The sequence below is a fragment of the Sphingobacterium sp. GW821-FHT03E03 genome, assembly GCF_059420745.1.
Map to the genome: position 1 here is coordinate 1 of NZ_JBWKUH010000045.1, position 23,868 is coordinate 23,868.

Genomic DNA, 23,868 nt, shown 5'->3' on the forward strand with positions numbered 1-23,868 from the left:
TAAAGGTTCCAGAGAGCAATGGCACCGCCACAAAGCCACACAGAGATAAGTCTCCGAAGTTGTACTATAAAATACGGTTCTGCCGGGTACTGATCTAAAGTATTGCGCTATTATTCCGTTTATATACTTTCCAGAAAACGATGCATTGGATCCACTGCGAAAATGCGGCTATAGGACAGTCCTTATCATGACGGTGTATACCTGCTTGCCGCCTAAGACCGTATCTTACCTCATGTTATTGCAGCTCTTACCATAGTGATCTTAAATTGAATATACCTGCTATTATGTGAATATTTCCTAAATAGAAGTAGAGCAGCAGATTATATAGCAAATACCAGTGACCTCCTGCTTTTGATAAGAGCTATTCAGAATTATAAGGCATTTATATACTGGGTCAGCGTCGATAGCCTTTGGATGTTCTCATCCAGACGATGAAAATAACCTTATTGAATGTCGCCTTAATCAAAAGAAAATATACCTATCTCTTCTATGAAAGTGACAACGGTCACTTTTGCTCTCAAAATACATAGCTTGAATCGCGGCCCTATTCATATTTATTATTTAAATGGCTTAAAATCAATTATTACATAACGGATATTCGATAATTTGCCCCATTAAAACAAAGTGACGCACATCACTTTTGTACGCACTCTCTATCATTAGATTGTCATAGAATGCTGCTTACTTTTGATTCAGAATCAACAATTTAAGTAATGCAGTTAGAGCAATTTAATTACGACAATAGAATTGTCAGAAATTTCGGAATCGCGACCATTATTTGGGGGATAGTTGGTATGACTATAGGATTGCTTGTGGCAACGCAACTCGTCTGGCCCCAAATGAACTTCGGATTGCAATACACAACATTTGGCCGTGTACGTCCAGTACATACTAACGCTGTGATATTCGCTTTCGTGGGTAACGGTATTTTTATGGGGGTCTATTACTCCTTGCAGCGGGTGCTTAAAGCAAGAATGTTCAGTGATGTCCTGAGTAAGCTTCATTTCTGGGGCTGGCAATTGATCATTGTTGCTTCGGCTATCACACTTCCGTTGGGGCTGACCTCAAGCCATGAGTATGCTGAAATGGAGTGGCCAATTGATATTGCAATTACCCTGATCTGGGTTGTATTTGGAATCAATATGTTTGGCACAATTATCAAACGACGCGAACGTCACATGTATGTCGCAGTTTGGTTCTATATCGCTACGTTTGTTACTGTAGCAGTCTTGCATATCGTTAACTCCATTCAATTGCCTGTAGCCGGATGGAAAAGCTATTATGTATACAAAGGTGTTCAGGATGCATTGGTACAATGGTGGTATGGCCATAATGCAGTGGCCTTTTTCCTAACGACTCCTTACCTGGGGATGATGTATTATTTTTTGCCAAAAATGGCCAACCGTCCCGTTTATTCCTATAAATTGAGTATTCTGCACTTTTGGTCACTGATCTTTATCTATATCTGGGCAGGACCTCATCATTTGTTATATACAGCATTACCAAGCTGGGTACAGTCCTTAGGAGTTGTATTCTCGATTATGTTGATTGCACCAAGCTGGGGTGGTATGATAAACGGGCTGTTAACGCTGCGTGGTGCCTGGGACAAGGTGCGGACAGAACCGATGCTGAAATTTATGGTCGTAGCACTGACCTGTTATGGTATGGCAACCTTTGAAGGTCCAATGCTGTCTTTAAAGCAAGTCAATGCGATCGCACACTTTACAGATTGGATCGTTGCACATGTACACGTAGGAGCATTAGGATGGAACGGATTTATGACCTTCGGTATCCTTTATTGGTTGATCCCAAGTATTTATAAAACAGAATTATATTCTAAAAAGCTAGCATCGACACACTTTTGGATTGGTACATTGGGGATTTTATTTTATGCGATTCCAATGTACTGGGCAGCAGTTGTGCAGGGCTTGATGTGGAAAGAGTTTACACCGGAAGGCGTATTGAAGTATCCGAACTTCTTAGCAACAACATTGGAAATCTTACCAATGCATATGATGAGAGCATTAGGTGGGGCACTATACTTATCTGGGGTTTTCTTGATGACATTCAACTTGATTAAGACCATGAAGCAAGGGAAACTTTTGGCAAATGAACCTGCTGAAGCTCCTGCTTTATTACCGGTTCAGGTCAATGAGCAATCTCAACATCGCCGTCTTGAACGTAAGCCCATTTTGTTTATGGTATTGGCACTTATTGCAATTCTAATCGGTGGTATGGTTGAAATGGTTCCAACATTTACCATTTCAAAAAACGTACCGACAATCGCAAGTGTAAAGCCTTATACAGCGTTGGAACTGCAAGGTCGGGATCTCTATGTAAGGGAAGGTTGTGTGAATTGTCATACACAGACTATTCGGCCATTTAGATCGGAGACTGCCCGTTATGGCGAGTATAGCAAGGCGGGTGAATATGTTTACGATACACCATTCTTATGGGGATCGAAACGAACTGGACCTGATTTGCACCGTATTGGCTCTAAATATCCTAATAAGTGGCATTTTGATCATCTTTTAGATCCAACCATTACCTCTCCTGGAAGTATTATGCCATCATATCCTTGGCTAATCGACCAAAAGCTGGATAATACGATTCTAAAAGATAAAATGAAAGCCCTTCGCAAATTGGGAATCCCCTATACGGATGTGGCAATAGCGAATGCAGAACAGGATCTGAACAAACAAGCACAGAAAATTGCGGATGATCTGAAACAAAATCAAGTCAATGTGTTAGCCGATCGTGAAATTATAGCGGTAATAGCTTATCTACAACGATTGGGAACAGATATAAAAGCAGCTCCGGAAGTGGCTGAGGATGTTAACGTAAATCAATAGTGCTATGTTTAAACAAATCACAAATTTGAACGGAAGTGAGCTTTACCTTATTGTGTCACTTTGGATATTTCTGATTTTCTTTATCTCAGTCGCAATTATGTTGTTTCGCATGAAAAAGGACTATGTGACTTACATGAAGGAATTGCCTTTGGAAGAGGAAACTGAAAAGGAAACGAATCATTCACCTGAAAGTATATAGTATATGAGTTTATTATTAGATACCGCACCTGCCACGGTAGAAGCTGTTCAGTCTACCTGGGGTTTTGGTACGGATAATTTATACACAGATATCTTAATTATTGTATTGATTGTCGTGATGTTGGCTCTTTTGGCCTCGGCATTGATGGTCAACCGCGCAATGAAATCCATCATTAAGATTACGATGCCTGAATTGGTCAAAGAGGAAGAACTTAAGAAATTAGCCAATAAAGGATGGTTGAAACGATCTTGGAATAAGATCATGGGGATTAGGCCTATTTCTGAGGAAAAAGACATTGTCATCGATCACGAATACGATGGTATCCGAGAACTGGATAATCCCATTCCAATCTGGTTTAATTTTTTGTTCTATGGAACAATCTTCTTTGGGGTGGTCTACTTATTCATCTATCAGGTCTCTGGGATCGGTATGAATCAAGATCAGGAGTACGCACATGAAATGGTTGTTGCAGAAAAAGAAAGACAGGCTTATTTAGCTGCTTCTGCTAGCAACGTTGATGAAAATACGGTTGAATTTGAACCAGACATGGCTGTTGAGGGGAAAGCAATATTCGCTGCAAACTGTGTCGCCTGTCATGGAGGAAACGGGGAAGGTGGTATTGGACCTAACTTAACGGATAAATTTTGGTTGCATGGCGGGGAGATTAAAGATCTTTTCAAAACAATTAAGTATGGTGTTCCGGATAAAGGAATGGTGCCTTGGGAACAGACCTTGAGTCCGGCGCAAATTGCACAGGTGGCAAGTTACATTGTTACACTGAGAGATACACATCCTGCCAATCCAAAAGAACCGCAAGGGGAAGAGGTAACCTACGGAAAAGCTGAAGATGGAGCGAAAGCAAATGATGGGGCTGAGGCAGATAAAAAAGCAGAATAATAAATTGAAATAGCAATGAGTACAGTAGTAGTTAATAATGCCAATAATGGCGGATCTAAGTCAAAAAACAGACATTGGATTTATGCCAAAAAACCGCAGGGTATACTTTATAAAAAGAGACAATGGGTTGGTTATACACTGCTACTGTTCTTATTTGTAGCTCCTTTCATCAAGGTAAATGGTGAACCGTTCTTAATGTTTAATATTATTGAGCGGAAATTTTCGATTTTTGGCAACCTTTTCTATCCTCAGGATCTATACATCTTTGTGTTTGGGATGTTAATCGTAATGGTCTGTGTCGTGCTATTTACCGTTGTATTTGGTCGAGTTTGGTGCGGATGGACATGCCCACAAACGATTTTTCTCGAGTTGATCTTTAGAAGGATAGAGTATTGGATTGAAGGAGATTGGCAGCAACAGAAGAAATTAAATGAAGGTCCCAACACGGATCAAAAGCAGTTAAAGAAAGTGTTGAAGCATGGCATCTTTTTGATCATTTCGTTTTTTATATCGAACATCTTTTTGTCTTATATTATAGGTTCGGATGCGTTGATCAAAATCATTAGCGATCCACTGGATCAGCATATAGGTGGTTTGATCTCAATCATCTTATTTACGCTGGTTTTTTATGCTGTATTTGCTTATCTCAGGGAGATTGTATGTATCGCGATTTGTCCTTACGGAAGATTGCAAGGTGTTCTTTTGGATGACCAAAGTATCACTGTAGCCTATGATCACAGGCGTGGTGAACCACGAGGAAAACAACAGAAAAATGCATCTGCTCCACAAGGGGATTGTGTTGACTGCAAGCTTTGTGTCCATGTTTGTCCGACTGGGATTGATATTCGTAATGGCTTGCAATTGGAGTGTGTGAGCTGTACAGCCTGTATTGATGCCTGTGATGCTGTCATGGAAAAAATCGGCAAACCCAAAAAGCTGATCGGTTTCTATCCGATGGGAGAAATTGAAGGTACGCTCAAGAAGAAAAGTAATATCCGTGCTGTTGCTTACTCTATTGTCTTGGTACTGTTGATGACAGTATTTGGTTTTCTGTTGTTCAATCGCTCTCAGGTTGACGGTCGTTTGCTACGGGCGAAAGGAAGTACGTACCAGCTTCGGGACGATAAGACAATAAGTAATCTTTACGCCCTGGAATTAATCAACAAATCTGGGAAGGAAATGCCCTTTAGGTTGATATGTGAAGATCCGAGGTTGAAGATTCAACTGGTCAATCCTATTCAAAAGCTCAGTAAAGATGGGCACGCCTCCTTAAGCTTTTTTCTAATTATCGCGAACAAAGACGTCGAAACGTATAAAAGTAATATCAAATTATCTATCTATTCAGGGGACAAAAAGGTGGAAAGTCTAAAAACTACTTTCATTGCTCCTCCTGGCATGAATTAAAAAATAAAAATAATGAATTGGGGTACAAAAATTTTTTTGAGCTTGGCGGTATTTATGTTGTGCATTGTCGGGGCTGGATTGTATATGGTCAGCCACAACTCGGACAGCTTGGAAGAAGATGATTACTATGAACAGGGTTTGAACTATGATCAGGCTTATGAAAAAAAACAGAATGTGCTGAACATGAAAGAGACGCCAACTATAGAGCTTAGAAAAGATACACTTTATATCCATTTCGTTTCCAAAGTGAATAGGGGAAAGCTCTTGTTCCGTAAGCCTTCAGATAATACGCTAGATAAGGAGTTGCCATTTCAGACAACAGGTAATCTGTTTACATTGCCTATTTCCTCATTCGATAAAGGAATGTGGAATTTGTATGTTGACTGGGAAAGCGCTGGTAAGGACTTTCTATTTGAGGAACATATTTTATTTTAAACCGAGAAAATGAGTTACACCTACTTTGCATTTTTTATGGGCTTATTTGGAAGCATACATTGTGCGGTCATGTGTGGTCCCCTAATTTTTGCAATTGAGGGTAGGCAAGGACTAAGCTGGGCTGTTTTTCTAAACAAAGTACTTTATCAGTTAGGCAGGGTTTTGACTTACGGTAGTCTAGGTTTTCTTTTGGGAACTATAGGTACATTTGCTCAAGTCCAAGGCTGGCAACGTGCATTGAGCTGGATCACGGGAGTCATATTAGTGCTGATTGCAGTGGTTCAGCTTATAGGGAAAAACAATCGTACAATTGCCAGTTTGCAGACTCGTTCCGTGCAGCCTGTTGCCAGGATTCTGTCGAAATGGTTATATAAACCTGGAGGGAGTTTTATCGCGGGGGTACTGAACGGATTATTGCCCTGTGGCATGGTGTATATGGCTTTAATGTCGGCAATGAATGCAGACAGCTCACAGCAGAGTTTCCTATTTATGCTTTGCTTCGGATTGGGGACAATTCCGCTCTTGTTTTTGTTTTCCTTTTTGGGAAACTTTTCCCGATCTTTCAAAATTGGTTTTTCTAAATGGATTCCCTTGTTATATTTTTTGCTGGGAATCTGGTTTATACTCCGAGGTGCAAACTTAGATATTCCCTATTTAAGTCCTTTAATTCATATTGATGGAGCGATAAACTGTGTTTAACAGTAAACAATTTGTCCGCGCTAAGTATTATATTTGATATTAAACTTAGCACATCATATGGAGGTACTTCATCATATTTTACAAATTGCTTTACAATATTACTGGATTCCCTTACTCATTTTATATATTGGTGTCATCGGTACCATCTTGATCGAAAACCGTAATCCTGCCAAAACGATTGCCTGGATTATGGTGATTGTCTTTCTACCTGTAATCGGTTTGCTCATTTATTATTTCTTTGGGCAGAAATTCAAGAAGGTAAAAAGGATGAAACGGATGTATCGAGAGCAATCAAAGAAATTGCTTGACGCCTGGCGTAAGGAATCGGAAATTATGGAGGAACATATTGATACCCTAAACGAGCGTATCGGTAGTTTAGCCATGGTCTATCGGTACCTCAAAAACCAGAAAATATCCACATTCTCCCTGAATAACGATGTTACCTTATTTATTAATGGCGAGGAAAAGTTTCCGGTACTGATTCAGCAATTGAAAAATGCAAAGCATTCCATCCATATGGAGTACTATATCTGGGAAATGGATGAAATCGGTCGTGAAATATTGGGGATTTTGGAAGAAAAGGCAAAATCTGGGGTGATGGTACGTTTGATACTAGACAGTTTTGGAGCACCTGATGTGATTAAATATTTGCGTCGTCATAAACCCGATTTTCTTTTTGAAGCTTTTCTCCCAGTTACTTTTACTTCATTGGCAAATAGTAACTACCGAAATCACCGTAAGATTGCGGTGATTGATGGAAAAATTGGTTTTGTTGGAGGAATCAATATTTCGGATCGTTATATCAACAATGGGAAAAATGATGTTTATTGGCGCGATACTGCGATGATGATCATTGGTGCTGCCGTAAATACCTTACAAATTCAGTTCTGGAACAGTTGGAACCAAACGGATGCGGAATCATTTGAACTGGGTAAAGGCTATTTAAATAGATTCCCGATCACAAATGAAGATGCAAGTGGTGTCGGATTTACAGCGAGTGATCCCGGTTCTCCCGCTCCATTCAATATGGAGGCAATTATAGCGGGGATCAATGAAGCAAAGGAATATGTACAATTGTGTACGCCTTATTTTATTCCAAGTGATCAATTAACAACTGCGTTGATGTTGGCTGTTTCTTCTGGAGTTCGAGTTGATCTCATGTTGCCTGCACAATCTGATTCCTTTTTTGTGCAGCATGCTTCCTTTTCCTTTATCAAGCCGCTACTCGAAAGAGGAGTAAATGTATACCTGTATACCAAAGGATTTCTCCATGCCAAAACAATCTGTATCGATGGTAAACTAGCCTATATTGGCACGACCAACCTGGATATCAGAAGCTTTTATATCAATTTTGAGATATCGGGAATTGTCTCTGATAAAGCGCTTTGTGAACGTATGAACAATCAATTTCTGGCAGATATTGAATCCTCGGATTTAATTACAATTCGTAAATGGATGCAGAGAAGTCGATGGAAACGTGGGGTGGATTCCATCTGCCGTTTATTGGCACCTTTACTTTAAGTGTTTGCTGGAATGAAGGTATAATAAATGTTAAAAATACCATAATAGGATTGGCCTTTGGTTAAAATTGAATATATTTAGCTATTCTTTTTTTAATTCTAAGACTTTCAATGAAGCACATAAAACTATTGACTTTATCGATAGGGATTTTAGGAGTCGGGTCAACCTATGCACAGACTGCACCTACATTACCTATTAATACAATCGTAGAACGGGTTCAAAAATATTTTCAGGGCTACCCAACAGAAAAAGTACATCTGCATTTTGATAAACCTTATTATGCGGTAGGGGATACGTTATGGTTTTCTTCCTATTTATCACGTAACCTTCCAGAATATGAACCAAGCAAAATAGCCTATGTGGAAGTTTTGAATAGTCGAGATTCTCTGATCCAAACTTTTAGAATCCCACTGGATAAAGGTGTTGGAAATGGGCAGATGGTCCTCGATCCGCAATTCATGACACAGGACAACTATCGTTTCAGAGCGTATACAAAATGGATGTCCAACTTTGACGCATCTTATTTTTTTAATAAAATAGTTCCGATAGGTGATGTGATCAATAAAAAATTGATCACCAATATAGAATTTCAGAATAATCTTAACGGAAATAAAAGTCAGGCGGTAATACAGTTTAGGGATCGTGCAGGTAAACCGATGATTAATTCTAAGATCAATTGGGAATTTGTTGCTGGATGGGAAACTGTAGATAAGGGGAAAGGCGAAACGGACGCTATGGGAAAGGTGACGATCAGTTTATCGGCAAAGGAGAAGGCTGATTTAGAGAAGGGACAATTAAAGGTTAGTATCCAAGAAAATAAGAATGAAAAACCTTTGTCCAGTTCTTTCCTGCTCAAAAATGCTTTGTGGGATGCTGATGTGCAGTTTTTTCCGGAGGGTGGTGACTTAATTGCTGGATTTGCCAAGAAAGTTGCTTTTAAAGCTGTTGGATCTGATGGCAAGAGTTTGAAAGTGAAAGGGACAATCCTTGATTCTAAAGGAAAGTCAGTCGCAGAATTTGAAGATTTTGGATCGGGTATGGGCTATTTCTCTTTATTGCCTTTGGCAGGAGAGAACTATCAGGCAGCAATAAAATTTGATAATGGACAGGAACGTAAATATAAGCTTCCGTCTGTTGTTAATGATAAAGCAAATGTTGTGTTTGTTAAGCAGGATGAAAAGAATGTTGAATTTGCTGTAGTGACCAGTGAAGAGAATTTTTCTAAAAATCAGGGACAATCCTATTATGTATTGGTTCAGTCCAATGGACATCTTTGTTTTGGAGCTCAGGTAAATTTAAAATCTTCATCGGCGCTGGTTAATATTCCAAAGGAACGTCTGCCAAATGGAATTGCCCAGGTTACTTTATTGACCCCGGATGGCAAACCTCTAAGTGAACGTTTGGCATTTGTGCAGAGTGAGAAATTGCTTAATATTCAAGTTGCAAGTGATAAGCAAAGTTATAAAGCGAAAGACCTGGTCAACCTGAAGCTTTCAGTTGATAATAATGGACAGAAATATCCGGGTAGTTATTCTGTTTCCGTTATTGACGAGTCTAAAGTTCCTTATAATGATCAAGCTGATCTTTCTATTGTGAGCAACTTTTTGTTGACTTCAGAGTTGAAAGGGAATGTCGAAAATCCAAATGCATATTTTGATGAAAAAAATCCGAATAGAGAAAAGGCGTTGGATGCGTTATTAATGACTCAGGGATATCGCCGTTTTGATTACCCGGCTTTAATCTCCGAAAAGTTACCACAGATCAGTTTTCTCCCAGAGCAAGGGATAGAATTATCGGGTATTTTACGCATGAATACAGGCCGCCCATATCCTAATGGTGGGTTGTTGCTGTCTGTGCCTTCACGGAATATTAAAAAAGATGTATATACCGATCAGAACGGTCGTTTTACATTTAAAGATCTTGTTTTTCCGGATTCATCGAAAGTGACAGTAAATGCAAGGTCAAATGATAATTACCGTAGTTTGGTGATCAATATGGATCAGAGTTATTATCCTGAAATAGACAAAAATAATGGTTATAAAAGTTATTTCGTTCCCAATATAGATCAGGCATTCGCTCCTTATTTGGATAATAGCCGTAAAGAGTATAGAAAATCTATCTTATTGGATGAAGTAGAAGTGACAGCTGTACAGAAAAAGGTAATCACAAATAAGGATTTTCCTTCAATTTCTGGCTTATCTATGCCCGAACATCGTATCGAAGCCGAGCGTTTGACCGGGTGTAACGTATTGACCATGTGTCTGCAAACTGTTTTGACGGGCATTACTTATGATCCACAAACGTTGAAATATTATGTTTCGCGTGATTACAATGCCGGTGGGCGTACTCCAGTTCAGTTTTTTCTAAACGGTATGGCTATTGACGAACCTGGATTAAATAGTATTAACGTTGCAGATATTGAGGGAATAGAAATCTTTTTACGTGACGAACTGGGAACAGTATCAAGAATGTATCAAAACAATGGTGTTGTGTCGATTTACACCAAGAAAGTTGAGGCCAAGAAACCTCGGATGGCCCTGAGTGAAATTGAGAAATTGTTGCCAAAATCGAATGTCATAGATATGTTCCCTTTAGGTTATGTTAAAGAGCGTAAATTTTATACGCCAAAGTATAACACACCTGAACAAAAATCTGCCAACGATCTGCGGACTACGATTTATTGGAACCCGAAAGTACAGGTAACGGAAACAGGGGAGACAGCAATACAATTCTACAATGCTGATGGAAATGGTAATTATAAAGTGATTGTAGAAGGAATGGACCAAACAGGAAATATAGGTCGAAAGGTGATTAATTACCGCGTACAACCTTAGCAAAATAAAGGAAAATATCTAATAGGAACGCTGCTCTTTTGTGAAAGGGGCAGCGTTTTTTTATGAAATAAAAAAACACCTCCTTGATGGGCAAGGAGGTGCAAACTAACCAATTATAAACCTAAATTATGAAAAGTATTTTGTCGCTTTTGAAAGCGTTTATCTTCTTATTTGTAAAGTATATTTCAAATCCTATGCCAAATAGATTCCTAGTCTATTTGGCAGTTATTTTTAACAGAAATATTATAAATGTAGCTATGTTAACTTGATGACTATCGATAATCAATTGTGTAGGAAAATACAAACCAGCTGAACAACTCACACAATGTAGGACTGGAATTGTAGTTATCTGAGCTGGAATTAGATACCTTGTTGATTTAAATGATAATAACATTGCCTACAGCGTGGCTCATAGGCATCTTTTTCGCCAAGAAGTACTGTCTGGGTATCTTTTGTCAAGCGATATGAATAATTTGCTGGAGTCCCGCATTGCATGCAAACCGCATGGACTTTGGTGACATGTTCGGCTACAGCCATCAAACTAGGGATAGGGCCGAAAGGCTGTCCCTTATAATCCATATCCAATCCTGCAATAATTACACGAATTCCACTGTTTGCCAATTTGACACACACTTCTGTCAATCCGTCATCAAAAAATTGCGCTTCATCTATTCCAACAACTTGGGTGGCCGAACTCAATAGTAATATAGCAGATGAATTTTCGACAGGGGTGGAGGGGATACTATTGCTATCATGGGAAACGACTAATTTTTCATCATATCGTTTATCCACGGAAGGTTTGAAAATTTCAACATTTAGTCGTGCATATTGTGCCCGTTTTAGCCTACGTATTAACTCTTCGGTCTTGCCAGAGAACATTGACCCACAGATAACTTCAATACTTCCATATCGAGCTGGTCGCAATGTCAGATTATGTTCGGAAAAAAGCATTTGATTAAATTATTTTTTTGGATAGCCGGCAAATAAGGAATTATTTGTCAATAGACCTCCTATTATATTCTGTTTTTGACAACGCTAATATCGAAATTAAATATTAAATTTGAGTAGCAAAAAAGTGAATACAGATTCAAATATTTATAAATCAAAGGATTGAGTTTTCCACTTTTTAGGTTAGAGAATGTATAGGTATTATAAACGATTAATAGGCGATTTCAAATAAAATTATGGGTACTAAAGAGGAAATTTTTAATAAGATAGGAGATTTATTACAGGATTTGAATGCACAGTATTTGGTTTTGTCAGAAAGGAACATTATTACTGAAATAGGTGAGCTAGTGAACTTGGAAGCTAAAGCACAATCTGTTGCGGCTTATATCACTTTACTCAAAACAGATGCCGTGCTACAGGGCGGACAAGTTCAAAATACCTTGAGAGAGTCGGTGATGGAAAGTAGAAAAATAGCATTTAATGACTATTTTACTCCACCTTCTTCGATACGAGCATCCAGCCAACCTATTGCGGAACCAGAGCGTGGTGAGAAAGATGTTGTTCGCACTGATGAACCTACAAAAATAAATGAAGATACTGTTGAAGCGAATGAGGAAATGCAGGAAACCAATGACTTATCAACAGCTTCTTATTCACCCGCAATAACTGACGAAGCTGATCATATAACAAATGAAGCTGTTGGCGAGCATATTGAAGAAAAACAGTATAAAGTAGATGAGCCTACAATAGATCTTTTAGATGAAGAACCTGTTGTCGTTACTGAAGTCGTGGAAGAACCAAAAGAGGTTATCATTGAGGAAGTTCCAGAGAGTATTATCCGTGAAGAAGTCAATACAGTCGTGGAGGAGGTTCCTTCAAGACCGCTTACATTAAATGAGATTATTTCACAGCAAAAACAAGCAGGGGTACAGAACAGGGTATATCAAGTGAATCAATCTGGAAGTTCTGATAAACTGACGGATATCAAAACCGGGATAAGTTTGAATGATAAACTTTTATTTATTAAAGACTTATTTAATGGTTATAGCTTGGCTTATAGTGAAGCTGTGGAACTACTGAATAGATTCAGCAGTTATGCTGAAGCTGATGCATTTTTGCAAACGAATTATGCGGTTAAGAATAGATGGGCAGATAAACCTCATACCGTTGAAAAATTATATGAGGTATTACGCAGAAGATATAGTTAATTTACTATTTTCAATAAGAAAAAAAGCATCTTTAATCAATTTAAAGATGCTTTTTTATGTGATAGCCTGACCATTACTATTGTTTAGTTCTATTTCAATTGAAATTGCAACCATTCTTTGCCTTCATGACCATAAACAAAATATTTTGGTTGAAAGATCTCCGCCAAAGATTCCAACTCTGTTAGGTATTCGTACCCTGGAATGCTGGCAAAATTTGGCTTTGTCATAATAAACAGCTGATCAAGTTCGATCGCCTTTGATTGCGCAATTGCTGGATCATTTAATAAAAGTGGAATATGAGTAAATACACTTTCATCACTGTCAATTATAATTATTTTATCAGCTTCATAAGCAACTGTCGTAGGGATTCCGCCTGCGATTTTTATGGATTCTTGTAAATAGGCGGACTGATTGATCTCCTGGGGATCAATTCGATCTAAAACCAATACTTTGGGTCTGTCGCTAGCAGTTATAAATTTGAGCTTGTGAATTAGTATACTGGTCTCATCTTCTACTTTCTCAATAAGCTCGATTACATTTTCCTTGATATTTAATTCTTCCCCAAGCGTCTTGATATAGGCAATCACATCTTCAATGCTAATGATTTCTGATTGCTTTGCTATTAATCTAGCAGATATTTCCTGTGGAACAGAGGTGTTATTTAGATTTAGTTGTTCCAAAAAATGGGCAACTAATTTTTCTTGATTGCTTTGCATGCTGCAAAAATACAAAAAGGGTAGCATTAGCGAAAGTAAATTAGCAATAGTAGGTATTGGAGGATTTTTGTAAATTGGCATCAAATAAATGTTATAGATATGTTTGACAAATTATTTCAGGCACAGCAAAAGGCAGAAGAAATCAAGAAAAGACTAGATACCATTTCGGTATCCGGTGAGGCTGAAGGTGGTTTGATACGTGTGGTGGCGACAGCCAACAAGGAGATTAAAGAGATTACGATCGATCCTGTCTTTTTGTCCAATGCTGATAAAGAGGAATTAGAGGAATTGCTAGTGGTGGCTTTGAATAAAGCAATAATCCAAGCGGAGAATATCAGTCAAGCTGAAATGCAAGCTGCGAGTAAGGATATGTTAGGAGGCTTAGGCGGATTATTTAATCAATAAATACATGATTATGAAAGCAACTTATTACGGTCAATCTTGTGTTGAGTTTGATTTTAATGGAACGAAGGTTTTATTGGACCCATTCGTAACTTATAATCCATTAGCGAAAGCAATTGATGTAAATACAATTAAACCGGATTACATCTTTTTGAGCCACGGACATCAAGATCATGTCGCAGATATGGCTACCATTCAAAAGAATAGTAATGCGACAGTATTGGCCATCGTTGAGACAGCTGCTTGGGTAAGAAGACAAGGGGTACCAGAAGATAAAGTTGTTGAATTCAATCTTGGCGGTACAATACAGTTACCTTTTGGCTCTGTTAAGATGGTTTATGCTGCTCATACGAATAGTACGCCTGATGGCCAATATGGTGGGTTCCCAGTTGGATTTGTCTTTAATGTACACGGGAAAAAGATCTATTTTGCTGGTGATACTGCATTGACAATGGAAATGAAGCTGCTGGCTGATCTGAAGCTGGATTGGGCTTTTCTCCCTATTGGTGGATACTATACAATGGATGTGGATGATGCGATCAGAGCGGCGGAATTTATCAATTGTGCCCGTGTGGTTGGGATCCACTACGATTCATTTCCACCAATTGAGATCGACAAACAAAAGGCCTTTGACAAATTCCAGAATGAGGACATTTCATTGTCTCTTCCAAAAATAGGAGAGACAATAGAATTATAAACAATAAAAAGACCGAGCTAGCTCGGTCTTTTTTGTTACTATAGTTTCTGTTAAGATATATTATTACTATGCTTTTTCGTCTAGGATGATATGACAATTTTCTTTAGATCCTCTAGACTGAAAAGCGGGGTGTCGATGATTTTGTTTTTAAGGATCTGTTCCTTATTTTCTTCGAAATAAAAGAGCTTCCACTCTCCGTTTTTGTACTCTAAACTGCTTAGATTTTCGATCCAATCACCCGAATTCATATAAGTGCATGTGCCTTTTCGGGTGATGACTTCCTTTATTTGAGGTTGATGAATGTGGCCACAGATTACAAAATCATAGTTTTTCTCAATAGCTAACTCCGTTGCTGTATGTTCGAAGTCTGAAATATACTTAACGGCCTTTTTAACAGAATTTTTTATTTTTTTTGAGAGTGAGTATTTCTCCTTTCCCATTTTATCCAGACAATAATTGATCACATTATTAAGCTGGATCAATTTATCATAACCCCAACCCCCAAGTTTTGCCAACCATTTTGAATGATGAATAGATGCGTCGAAAACATCGCCATGAAAGATCCATACCTTTTGATTATTAAGTGAAAGAAGTAGCTTGTTGCTCAGTTTGATGTTTCCTAATTTGAGATCAGTAAACTTGCGTAGCATTTCGTCGTGATTACCAGTAATGTAATGGACTTCAGTGCCGGTTGAGCTCATATCGATAATCTTCTTAATGACCTTTAAATGATCTTGTGGAAAGTAGCTTTTTTTAAATTGCCAAATATCTACAATATCGCCGTTGAGGATCAATATCTTGGGTGCGACGGATTCCAGGTAAAGTAAAAGTTCTTTGGCTCTACTTCCGTATGTACCTAAGTGTATGTCTGAGAGTACAAGTATATCAAGGCTTCTTTTCATCGGAATAAACTATAAATATTCTTTTTACAAAAAAAAGGTAATTTTATTTTGTACTGATGAAATTCCTGTTATTAAATTATTAAAATTGCCCGTAAAACGGTATGAATAAGTTTATTAGAATTTAATATTGGTTTATTTTTCAGGTGTAAAACTATGGTATGATCATTTTTTTGTTTAAAGTTTTGTTATTATTTCTCTGTTGTAAAAGTATTGTTGATTAGCTCGTTTTTATACTTGTGAGAGAGAGTGTTTGTGTTTTATATTGTTGATAGTGAGTGGTTTATTTTGTTTTTTGAGTTTTAGTTGTTGGTCGATAATAGACAAAATGCGCTGTCATCTTACTAGTTTTCCCTTGCCTCTCCTTAACTCTAGGAAAAGTGGATTGATTTTTAAAAAAAGTTACTAAGGTTTTTCCGACTCCGTCGTTTTAGCTTACAATAATCATTGTAGACTAAATGAAAACTACCCAAGAAGTTGCCATTCTTATCAAGAAGCAGATTGAAGGGGTCATCACTTCCGAAGAAACTAAAGAGCTTAGAAAGTGGGCCCAAGAGGATCCTAATAATGAGCTGTTTTTGAAAGAAGTGTTGGCCAGTGATAACGTATTTGACGATGTGTTGGTATACATGGAGTTCAGGCAACAGCTAGGAGATAGCTGGATATCGAATTTTAAACAAAATACTTCGGATAAAATACTTCGAGGACAAAGGAAGGAAAACAAAAGATTTCGTTTGAGATGGATTGGTTATGCAGCAGCCATCCTAATGGCATTTCTTGCTTATCAATTCTTTTATGTCAATGACAGAGCCTCACCATCCGAACAATTTGATTTGGCAAATGTTGAACCGGGAACAAATAAAGCTGAATTGACCTTATCCGATGGTCATAAAATAAGTTTGAGAGCAGATAAGGATGGAATAAGTGGAGACCAACACTTAACGTATAATGATGGTACCCCCCTTTTTTCTCTAGATAAAGAAAAGTTGGCGAAACTTACAGCCAATATTGTTGTGCCCTGTGGAGGGAAATACCAAGTCACTCTTCCTGATGGAACAAAAGTTTGGTTGAATTCGTCTTCAAAATTGACCTATCCTTTAGTTTTTCAGGAAGATGAGCGAGTTGTTCGTTTGGAAGGAGAAGCCTATTTTGAGGTAGATCGGATGATCAGAAATGGGAAAAAGAAAAAATTTATTGTTCAAACCCAAGATCAAAATATTGAGGTCACCGGAACAGAATTTAATGTCTCTGCTTATGGCGATGACATGAGAACCGTTACTACCTTGGTCAACGGAGCCATAGCTATTGTATCGGGTAACCGTCGTATGACCCTGAGGCCAAATGAACAAGCGACATTGTCGGAAAAAGGAATTGCCAAAAAGAATGTAGATGTACAGCATTTTATCGCTTGGAAAAATGATAAGTTTTTGTTTTATGAAACTGGATTGACAGATGTGATGCGAGCGATAAGTAGATGGTACAACATAGAGGTCGTTTTTCCAGAACATGTACCTTCTACCTTTCTTTATGGTGAAATTGGGCGTGATAAAAAACTTGTAGAGGTGCTTCGGTTGCTGGAGAAAAGTGGTGTCAAGTTTAAAGCCGAATTGAAGGGTAGTCATCCTAAACTGATCATTTTGCCTTAGTAATCAATAATTAACCAAATACATAAATCATGATGAAAAGTATAAGAAGACCATATCCAACGTAATTGGATCAATATTCAAAAAAAACCGAACAGATGTCCCTCAACACTGTCCGGCCATTTTTTGGATATACAAATCAGAGCACTTAGATAAAATTGAACCCTTTAATAATTTGTAACCCTAATTGTACAAAAATATGATTTTTATACAAAAAAATGACTATGGCAACCTTGTTGTCAGACCTAAACTTAAAAGATGGGTATTAAAAATGAAATTAACCATTCTATTTACAGTTCTGAGTATCCTCAAGCTTTCTGCAACAGGTTTTGCGCAGAACGTTTCGCTTAAGGCCATAAATTCTCCGCTGATTGAGGTGATGCAGAATCTTCAGAAGCAAAGTGGCCTGCCTTTTCTTTTAAATGGAAAGGATATTGCAAATACTAAGATCAATGCTGATCTCAAAAATGTCAGTTTAGAAAAAGCATTGAACATTATCTTCGTCAACAAATCTATTAGCTGGGAGGTCAGTGATGGTACTATCGTGTTGCAACGAGCGGAGAAACCTGATTCAGGTATTTCTGTTCGTAAAACAGAAAACATTCAGCAAAGTCGTACTATTCAAGGTAAGGTAACCGATGAACGTGGAAATCCCCTGGTGGGTGTTTCTGTACGCGTTAAAGGTACTAATACAGGAGTTGCGACAAATAATGAAGGTAACTATTCGATAGCAGTTTCGGGATCAAAACTAATTTTGCAATTTTCTATTGTTGGCTTTTTCGGACAGGAGGTACAAGTCACGGATCAACAGTCTGTCAATGTAATCATGAAGGAAACTTTTGACGATCTGGAAGAAGTCGTGGTCATAGGATATGGTACGCAGAAAAAGAAGTTAAGCACTGGAGCGACTGTGCAGGTTAAAGGCGAAGACTTGGAAAAATTAAGCACACCATCTATTTTGGAAGCTTTACAGAGCCAATCTCCGGGTGTTCAGATTACACAAAACTCTGGCATGCCCGGTGAAAGTTTTAAAGTAACTATTCGGGGCTTAGGGACCATTAACAATTCCTCCCCCTTGTATGTTATAGACGGAATTGCTGGCGGCGATATCAACTTATTGAATCCTTCAGATATAGAGAGCATCGATATTCTAAAGGATGCAGCCTCTGCTGCTATCTATGGCTCAAGAGCGGCAAATGGTGTGGTCTTGATTACTACTAAACAGGGTAAAGTAGGTAAAATGATGTTTAATTTGGATAGTTATACAGGATTCCAAAACATTTATAGAAAGCCATCGCTCTTGAACGCTAAAGAGTATATGCTTATACAAGATGAGCGAAGGTTTAATGAAAGTGGTTCGGGTTTCGATTGGGCAAATCTGATTCCGAAGCAATATCAGCAGATCATGGACGGGAAATGGAATGGTACAAACTGGCTGGAGGAAATTGAAAACAAAAACGCCCTATTGCACAACACTTCATTGAATTTAACGGGTGGAAATGAGCAATCTAAATTTTCGTTGGGTTATTCCATCACGAAACGCGACGGTGTATTGGGCAAACCTGTCGAACCTCATCTCGATCGTCATACTTTCCGTCTTAATTCGGACCATATTTTCTTGAAAAATGATCGGTTCAATGTGATCAAGTTCGGGGAGAACGTGAACTACCCCTTCAATAAAAAATCAGGTATCGGTATCGGTAATATCTATTGGAACGATGTTCATAATATGCTGGTTGGTAATCCATTATTGCCAATTTATAATGAAAACGGTGGATATTATGATTTTAATAGTAAAGTCGCGGATAAATGGGATTTTGATGCCGCTACACTAAATCCGGTTGCGGACATGTTCTACCGTCGTGGGCATAATCTCAGTAAATCACATGCGCTATCTGCCAATACCTATTTAGAAATCCAACCGATAGAGGGACTTATCTTTAAATCTAATTTTGGGTACCGATTAAATGCTTCATCCTACAGGTCTTATGTTCCTGTTTTCAAATTATCTACTACGTCAGAGAATCCAACAGATGATATCGATCAAAATCAAAGTATGGGACACAATTGGGTTTGGGAAAATACCTTGAGCTATAAACTGAACTATCGGAATAATCATCAGTTCGATGTTGTTCTTGGACAAACGCTGGAGAAATGGGGTATGGGCGAAACTGTTGGAGCCCAATCTTCCAACTCGATTTTTCCTGGTCAATGGGATAAGGCATGGGTCGGAAATGGGCAATTGCTCGAAGGCTTCCCTGTGTCGGGAAACGCCTGGGGACAAGGTTCATTGGCCTCTTTTTTTGGACGGGCAAATTACAATTTTAAAGAGACCTATATGGCCTCATTCACAATGCGTGCGGATGGCTCTTCAAACTTTGCGAAAGGTAAACGCTGGGGCTACTTTCCCTCGGCATCATTGGGATGGGTAATGACCAATGAAGAATTCTTAAAAAATCGGGATAGCTGGTTGAATTTTTTGAAAATCAGAGGTAGTTGGGGACAGAATGGAAATGCCAGTATCCCCAATTTTCAATATTTATCAACGATAGCCATTGATAATTTCGGCGGGTATTATTTCGGAAATAACAAAAATACATTAATCAAGGGAGCATATCCAGATATTCTACCCAATCCTGATGTAACCTGGGAAACTTCTGAACAGTTGAATCTCGGGTTTGATTCCCGTTTTGTGAACAATCGTTTAGCGATCGTATTCGATTGGTATAAAAAATCGACAATAGATTGGCTCATCAGGGCGCCGATATTGGCGTCCTATGGTACAGGGGCTCCTTTTATTAATGGTGGTGATGTGAACAATACAGGGGTTGAATTGGGGATCAATTGGAATGATCAAAAAGGAGATTTTCGCTATGGTATAGGTGTTAATGGTGCTTATAATAAAAATAAAGTCGTACGCATCGCAAATAGGGAAGGAATTATTCATGGACGACCAGATGTTTTAAGTCAAGGGACATTGCCGATGTACCGTGCCCAAGTAGGGTTTCCTATAGGTTATTTTTATGGCTATCAAACAGAAGGAGTTTTTCAGAATCAAGCACAGATTGACGCGTTGCGAAACAGTGGACGTGGTGTCTTATCCAATGCGCAGCCCGGAGATCTGATCTTCACAGACACGAATGGTGATGGCGCGATTACGGACGATGATAAGGTGATGATCGGTAACCCGCATCCAAAATTCACTGGTGGATTGAACTTGACTTTTGGTTATAAGGGATTCGATCTGGCAGTTGCAGCCATTGGATCATTTGGACATCAAATAGCGAAATCTTATCGTTCTTTTTCAGATTCTCCATTACAGAATTATACGACTGAAGTATTTCAACGCTGGCATGGCGAGGGAACATCAAATCGATACCCGAGATTGACGGCAGGATCACATAGCAATTTTCAGAATATCTCAGATATCTATATTGAAAATGGAGACTTTGTGAAGCTCCAGAATATTACCATGGGATATAACTTTAAGAGCCTTTGGAAAAAAGCTCCATTTAGCCAGGCACGAATTTATGCTACGGTGCAGAACCTTGTTACATTCACCAACTATAGTGGTATGGATCCAGAAATTGGGTATGGGGATGCAGAGAGCTGGGTGTCTGGCATTGATGTAGGCTTTTATCCGCAACCACGTACAATACTTCTTGGTCTTAACCTTAAATTTTAGTTCTAGTTAGATATGAAAAAGACAATATTAATATGCTTGTTTGCCGGAATGCTTTCGTCCTGTGGAAAATTTCTGGATTCAGAAAGCCTTGATAAAAAGAATACAGACAACTTCCCGGTAACAGTGGCGGATGCCAATATCCTGTTGGCAGGAATCTATAATGGGTTGAGTAGGGGAGTAAGTAGTGTCGAAAGTTCCCATTTTTATATGTCGGAATTGGCTTCGGATGATCGTTTTGGCGGGGGTGGGGCAGATAACCGGGATATGCAGGGACTGGATCATCTCATGAATACAGCCCCAGATTATTTTTTGCCATTTTGGACTGCACGCTATGCGGGGATTTATAGAGCGAATACAGCTATTGAAACACTCGATAAGGTGACAGGTTGGGCAAATGATGCGCAAAGGGATCAATTGCTCGGCGAGGTTTATTTTTTAAGAGCCTTATTTTATTTCGAACTTTCACAGATGTTTGGTGAAGTACCCCTGCTCCTGAGTTCTGTGGTGGCTAATATCCCCAGAAGTCCAGCAGATCAGACCTACGGACAGATTGCAAGTGATTTGATGAAGGCTATTGAGCTTATGCCCGCAACCAAATCTAATATAGTAGTCTCAGGTCATGCCTCTAAATGGGCAGCACAAGCATTGCTTGCCCGTGTATATTTGTTTTATACAGGATACTATAAGAAAACAGATTTGCCATTGGCTGCCGGTGGTATTGTGGGAAAAGTACAAGTGATTCAAATGCTTGAAAACTGTATTCAAAACAGTGGACACGATTTGGTAGGCGATTTTAGAAACTTATGGCCATACACCAATAAGGAGACAGCAAGAGATTATAAGTACGTACAAGATAATAAACTGGCCTGGGTGGGAGATGGAAATATAGAAACCGTATTTGCGATTAAATTTGGAACTGTAGTGGATTGGGGGGATGAATATCAACAAGGTTATTCGAACCAGTATAATCTTCATTTTGGACTTCGTACGGGTAATGGTTCGGAGCGTACTTTTCCGTTTGGGCAGGGATGGGGTGCTGGACCTGTCAATAGTGAATTATGGAAAGATTGGGCGCAAGCAGAACCAACGGACATGCGTAGGTGGGCTTCCATCATTAATGTAGAGACTGATCTGGAAGATTATACCTATGGGGCTGACAATCAAATGGAAGAAACTGGGCTGTGGCAGAAAAAATATATTGCGGTATCTGCTTATGATGACAAGAAGAACTTTGTACCATCTTATGCTATCCTTTTAGATAAAGCTTTGGCGGAATATCAATTGGCTCATACCCAAGATTTGGTCATGATCCGCTTTTCAGACGTGTTGCTCATGCACGCAGAGTTGAAAGGAGATGCGACGAATTTAAACAGGGTACGAAGGAGAGCGGGGTTAAAGGATATTTCATATTCTTTAGCAGCACTGAAACGTGAAAGAAGATGGGAGCTGGCTTTTGAAGGCGTACGTTATTTTGACTTAATGCGCTGGCATGATGCAGCTGCGGATTTGGCGAAGCAAGAAGGGGTAACGATTAAGAATAAAGGGATCGACGTACCAATGAAGGCTTTTGGTGGTGGCTATAGAGCTCGTTACGAGCAAACTGGAGGGTTCTGGCCGATACCTGTTTCACAGATTACACTGTCGGACGGGGTCTTGACACAGAATAAAGGTTGGGGGACAGCTGCGGCTGAATTTACAGGATGGTAAATCTTAACATATTGAACTATGAATAATCTTATAAAATATATTTTTCTGGTATGCGTGCTATCGTTCACTATTTCTTGTGAGCCTATTGAAAAGCGCCTTGAGATGGGACCTGCAATCACGGCGGACCAATTGGATATTACCGCCATTCCTTTAATGGTCAACGGGAAGAGAAGCAATAAAGTCATTCTAGACAATAAAAGTCCAGTACTATCCTTATGGAACTATGGTTCGGGGAGATCTACACGCAAATCAGATACCGTTTTGATGGTTGCTACAGGAGAGCGAACCATTCGATTTGTAGGTCTCAATCCCGATGGTACCAAGGTTCAAAAGAATTTGACGGTTCGGGTTGATGAACTAACATTTCCTGTTCCGCCCGAGTGGACAATGTTAACAGGAGGAAGTAAAAGAACATGGAAATGGGATGAAACAAAACCTGCTGTATGGGGTAATGGAGGATATTTGGGAAACTTTGCACCGGCATGGTGGACGTTAAAAGAAGCAGAGATGGATGAACAGGAAGTAGGAGCTGGCATTGGTGCAAAGATGGAACTCAATTTGGATGATGCCATTTTTACGAAGGTAAGATCGAACGGTTCAAAAGAAGTAGGGGTCTTTAGTTTTGATATGAACCAGAAAACAAAAGATGGTGAAGGAAAAATATGGGGACAAGGAAAGTTTCGAACCAGTGGAGTAGCCATTCTTGTTGGGAAGTCTCCAGATGAAGGGGGAAAGCTGTTTACGAATTTGATATTATCGTTCTGAATGATAAGGAATTGGTCTTGGCTTATGCACCTCCTGGAACTGAGGCTTGGGGGACCGCTTACTTTTGGGTCTTTAGGGCAATTGATTAGTAATGTACATCATACTGAAGACTAGCTGAAAAGTTAGTTCATATTTAATAGCGTTACATATTAAACAACAGGAACGAAGCAATCTGTGATTTATCATTATCAGATTGCTTCGTGCTTTTATAGATAATCGAAATAACAATTTAACTAAGGTCCTTTTTATTTTGCAATTGAAGTCTTTGTATAGTATCATTAACGAATGATTTTTTTTAAAATTGAACAAAATTCTTTCAACTTAGGTAATTATGTGTTAAATTTATATTGACCAGTT

General features: G+C 38.8%; 18 protein-coding genes. 15 read left to right on the forward strand and 3 right to left on the reverse strand.

Annotation, left to right across the window (positions count from 1 at the left end; genetic code table 11):
- Window positions 1–713: 713 nt before the first annotated feature.
- From ccoN to AC07UV_RS25030, 8 genes are all read left to right on the forward strand, one after another.
- Complete coding sequence (gene ccoN, locus AC07UV_RS24995) at window positions 714–2,852, forward strand: cytochrome-c oxidase, cbb3-type subunit I (RefSeq protein WP_495185742.1); 2,139 nt, start codon at window positions 714–716, stop codon at window positions 2,850–2,852.
- Between the two features lie 4 nt (window positions 2,853–2,856).
- On the forward strand, window positions 2,857–3,051 hold the full coding sequence (locus tag AC07UV_RS25000) for a hypothetical protein (protein ID WP_282253402.1): 195 nt from the start codon (window positions 2,857–2,859) through the stop codon (window positions 3,049–3,051).
- Between the two features lie 3 nt (window positions 3,052–3,054).
- The gene (locus tag AC07UV_RS25005) at window positions 3,055–3,948 is read left to right on the forward strand and encodes a cbb3-type cytochrome c oxidase N-terminal domain-containing protein (RefSeq protein WP_495185743.1); all 894 of its coding nucleotides are present in this window, start codon (window positions 3,055–3,057) and stop codon (window positions 3,946–3,948) included.
- A gap of 15 nt (window positions 3,949–3,963) precedes the next feature.
- Window positions 3,964–5,352 carry a cytochrome c oxidase accessory protein CcoG gene (gene ccoG, locus AC07UV_RS25010; protein WP_495185744.1) on the forward strand — a complete coding sequence of 463 codons (1,389 nt, stop codon included), beginning with the start codon at window positions 3,964–3,966 and terminating at the stop codon, window positions 5,350–5,352.
- Window positions 5,353–5,364: 12 nt separating this feature from the next.
- Entirely contained in the window at window positions 5,365–5,787 is a 423-nt protein-coding gene (locus AC07UV_RS25015) for a FixH family protein (protein WP_259180330.1), read from the forward strand.
- A 9-nt stretch (window positions 5,788–5,796) separates the two neighbouring features.
- Window positions 5,797–6,486: a sulfite exporter TauE/SafE family protein gene (locus tag AC07UV_RS25020; protein ID WP_495185745.1), complete on the forward strand. Its 690-nt coding sequence runs from the start codon at window positions 5,797–5,799 to the stop codon at window positions 6,484–6,486.
- 57 nt (window positions 6,487–6,543) lie between these two features.
- The gene (cls, locus tag AC07UV_RS25025; RefSeq protein ID WP_495185746.1) at window positions 6,544–8,007 is read left to right on the forward strand and encodes a cardiolipin synthase; all 1,464 of its coding nucleotides are present in this window, start codon (window positions 6,544–6,546) and stop codon (window positions 8,005–8,007) included.
- Window positions 8,008–8,117: 110 nt separating this feature from the next.
- Window positions 8,118–10,841 (forward strand): carboxypeptidase-like regulatory domain-containing protein, encoded by a 2,724-nt coding sequence (locus tag AC07UV_RS25030; RefSeq protein WP_495185747.1) that lies wholly within the window; start codon window positions 8,118–8,120, stop codon window positions 10,839–10,841.
- 360 nt (window positions 10,842–11,201) lie between these two features.
- Here AC07UV_RS25030 and AC07UV_RS25035 read toward each other — a convergent pair whose 3' ends face one another.
- On the reverse strand, window positions 11,202–11,792 hold the full coding sequence (locus AC07UV_RS25035; protein WP_282253409.1) for a thymidine kinase: 591 nt from the start codon (window positions 11,790–11,792) through the stop codon (window positions 11,202–11,204).
- A 233-nt stretch (window positions 11,793–12,025) separates the two neighbouring features.
- Between AC07UV_RS25035 and AC07UV_RS25040 the strand changes: the two genes are divergently transcribed.
- Window positions 12,026–12,997 carry a DUF8457 domain-containing protein gene (locus AC07UV_RS25040; protein WP_282253410.1) on the forward strand — a complete coding sequence of 324 codons (972 nt, stop codon included), beginning with the start codon at window positions 12,026–12,028 and terminating at the stop codon, window positions 12,995–12,997.
- An 89-nt stretch (window positions 12,998–13,086) separates the two neighbouring features.
- Here AC07UV_RS25040 and AC07UV_RS25045 read toward each other — a convergent pair whose 3' ends face one another.
- Window positions 13,087–13,794 (reverse strand): substrate-binding domain-containing protein, encoded by a 708-nt coding sequence (locus AC07UV_RS25045; protein ID WP_282253411.1) that lies wholly within the window; start codon window positions 13,792–13,794, stop codon window positions 13,087–13,089.
- A gap of 18 nt (window positions 13,795–13,812) precedes the next feature.
- Between AC07UV_RS25045 and AC07UV_RS25050 the strand changes: the two genes are divergently transcribed.
- Both AC07UV_RS25050 and AC07UV_RS25055 read left to right on the forward strand, forming a co-directional pair.
- Window positions 13,813–14,118 carry a YbaB/EbfC family nucleoid-associated protein gene (locus AC07UV_RS25050; protein WP_165308327.1) on the forward strand — a complete coding sequence of 102 codons (306 nt, stop codon included), beginning with the start codon at window positions 13,813–13,815 and terminating at the stop codon, window positions 14,116–14,118.
- Window positions 14,119–14,128: 10 nt separating this feature from the next.
- On the forward strand, window positions 14,129–14,812 hold the full coding sequence (locus AC07UV_RS25055) for a metal-dependent hydrolase (RefSeq protein WP_282253412.1): 684 nt from the start codon (window positions 14,129–14,131) through the stop codon (window positions 14,810–14,812).
- Window positions 14,813–14,892: 80 nt separating this feature from the next.
- On the opposite strand, the gene AC07UV_RS25060 is transcribed toward AC07UV_RS25055, so the two are convergent.
- Window positions 14,893–15,714 carry a UDP-2,3-diacylglucosamine diphosphatase gene (locus AC07UV_RS25060; RefSeq protein WP_120260579.1) on the reverse strand — a complete coding sequence of 274 codons (822 nt, stop codon included), beginning with the start codon at window positions 15,712–15,714 and terminating at the stop codon, window positions 14,893–14,895.
- Window positions 15,715–16,169: 455 nt separating this feature from the next.
- Between AC07UV_RS25060 and AC07UV_RS25065 the strand changes: the two genes are divergently transcribed.
- The 4 genes from AC07UV_RS25065 (at window position 16,170) to AC07UV_RS25080 (ending at window position 23,511) form a co-directional block, all read left to right on the forward strand.
- Window positions 16,170–17,357 carry a FecR family protein gene (locus AC07UV_RS25065; RefSeq protein ID WP_495185748.1) on the forward strand — a complete coding sequence of 396 codons (1,188 nt, stop codon included), beginning with the start codon at window positions 16,170–16,172 and terminating at the stop codon, window positions 17,355–17,357.
- Between the two features lie 196 nt (window positions 17,358–17,553).
- A complete protein-coding gene (locus AC07UV_RS25070) occupies window positions 17,554–21,039 on the forward strand; it encodes a TonB-dependent receptor (protein WP_495185749.1) in 3,486 nt (1,161 codons plus the stop codon).
- Between the two features lie 12 nt (window positions 21,040–21,051).
- Window positions 21,052–22,746, forward strand: coding sequence for a RagB/SusD family nutrient uptake outer membrane protein (locus tag AC07UV_RS25075; protein WP_495185750.1), 1,695 nt, complete (start codon window positions 21,052–21,054; stop codon window positions 22,744–22,746).
- An 18-nt stretch (window positions 22,747–22,764) separates the two neighbouring features.
- Window positions 22,765–23,511 carry a hypothetical protein gene (locus AC07UV_RS25080; RefSeq protein WP_495185751.1) on the forward strand — a complete coding sequence of 249 codons (747 nt, stop codon included), beginning with the start codon at window positions 22,765–22,767 and terminating at the stop codon, window positions 23,509–23,511.
- The last annotated feature ends 357 nt before the right edge of the window (window positions 23,512–23,868 follow it).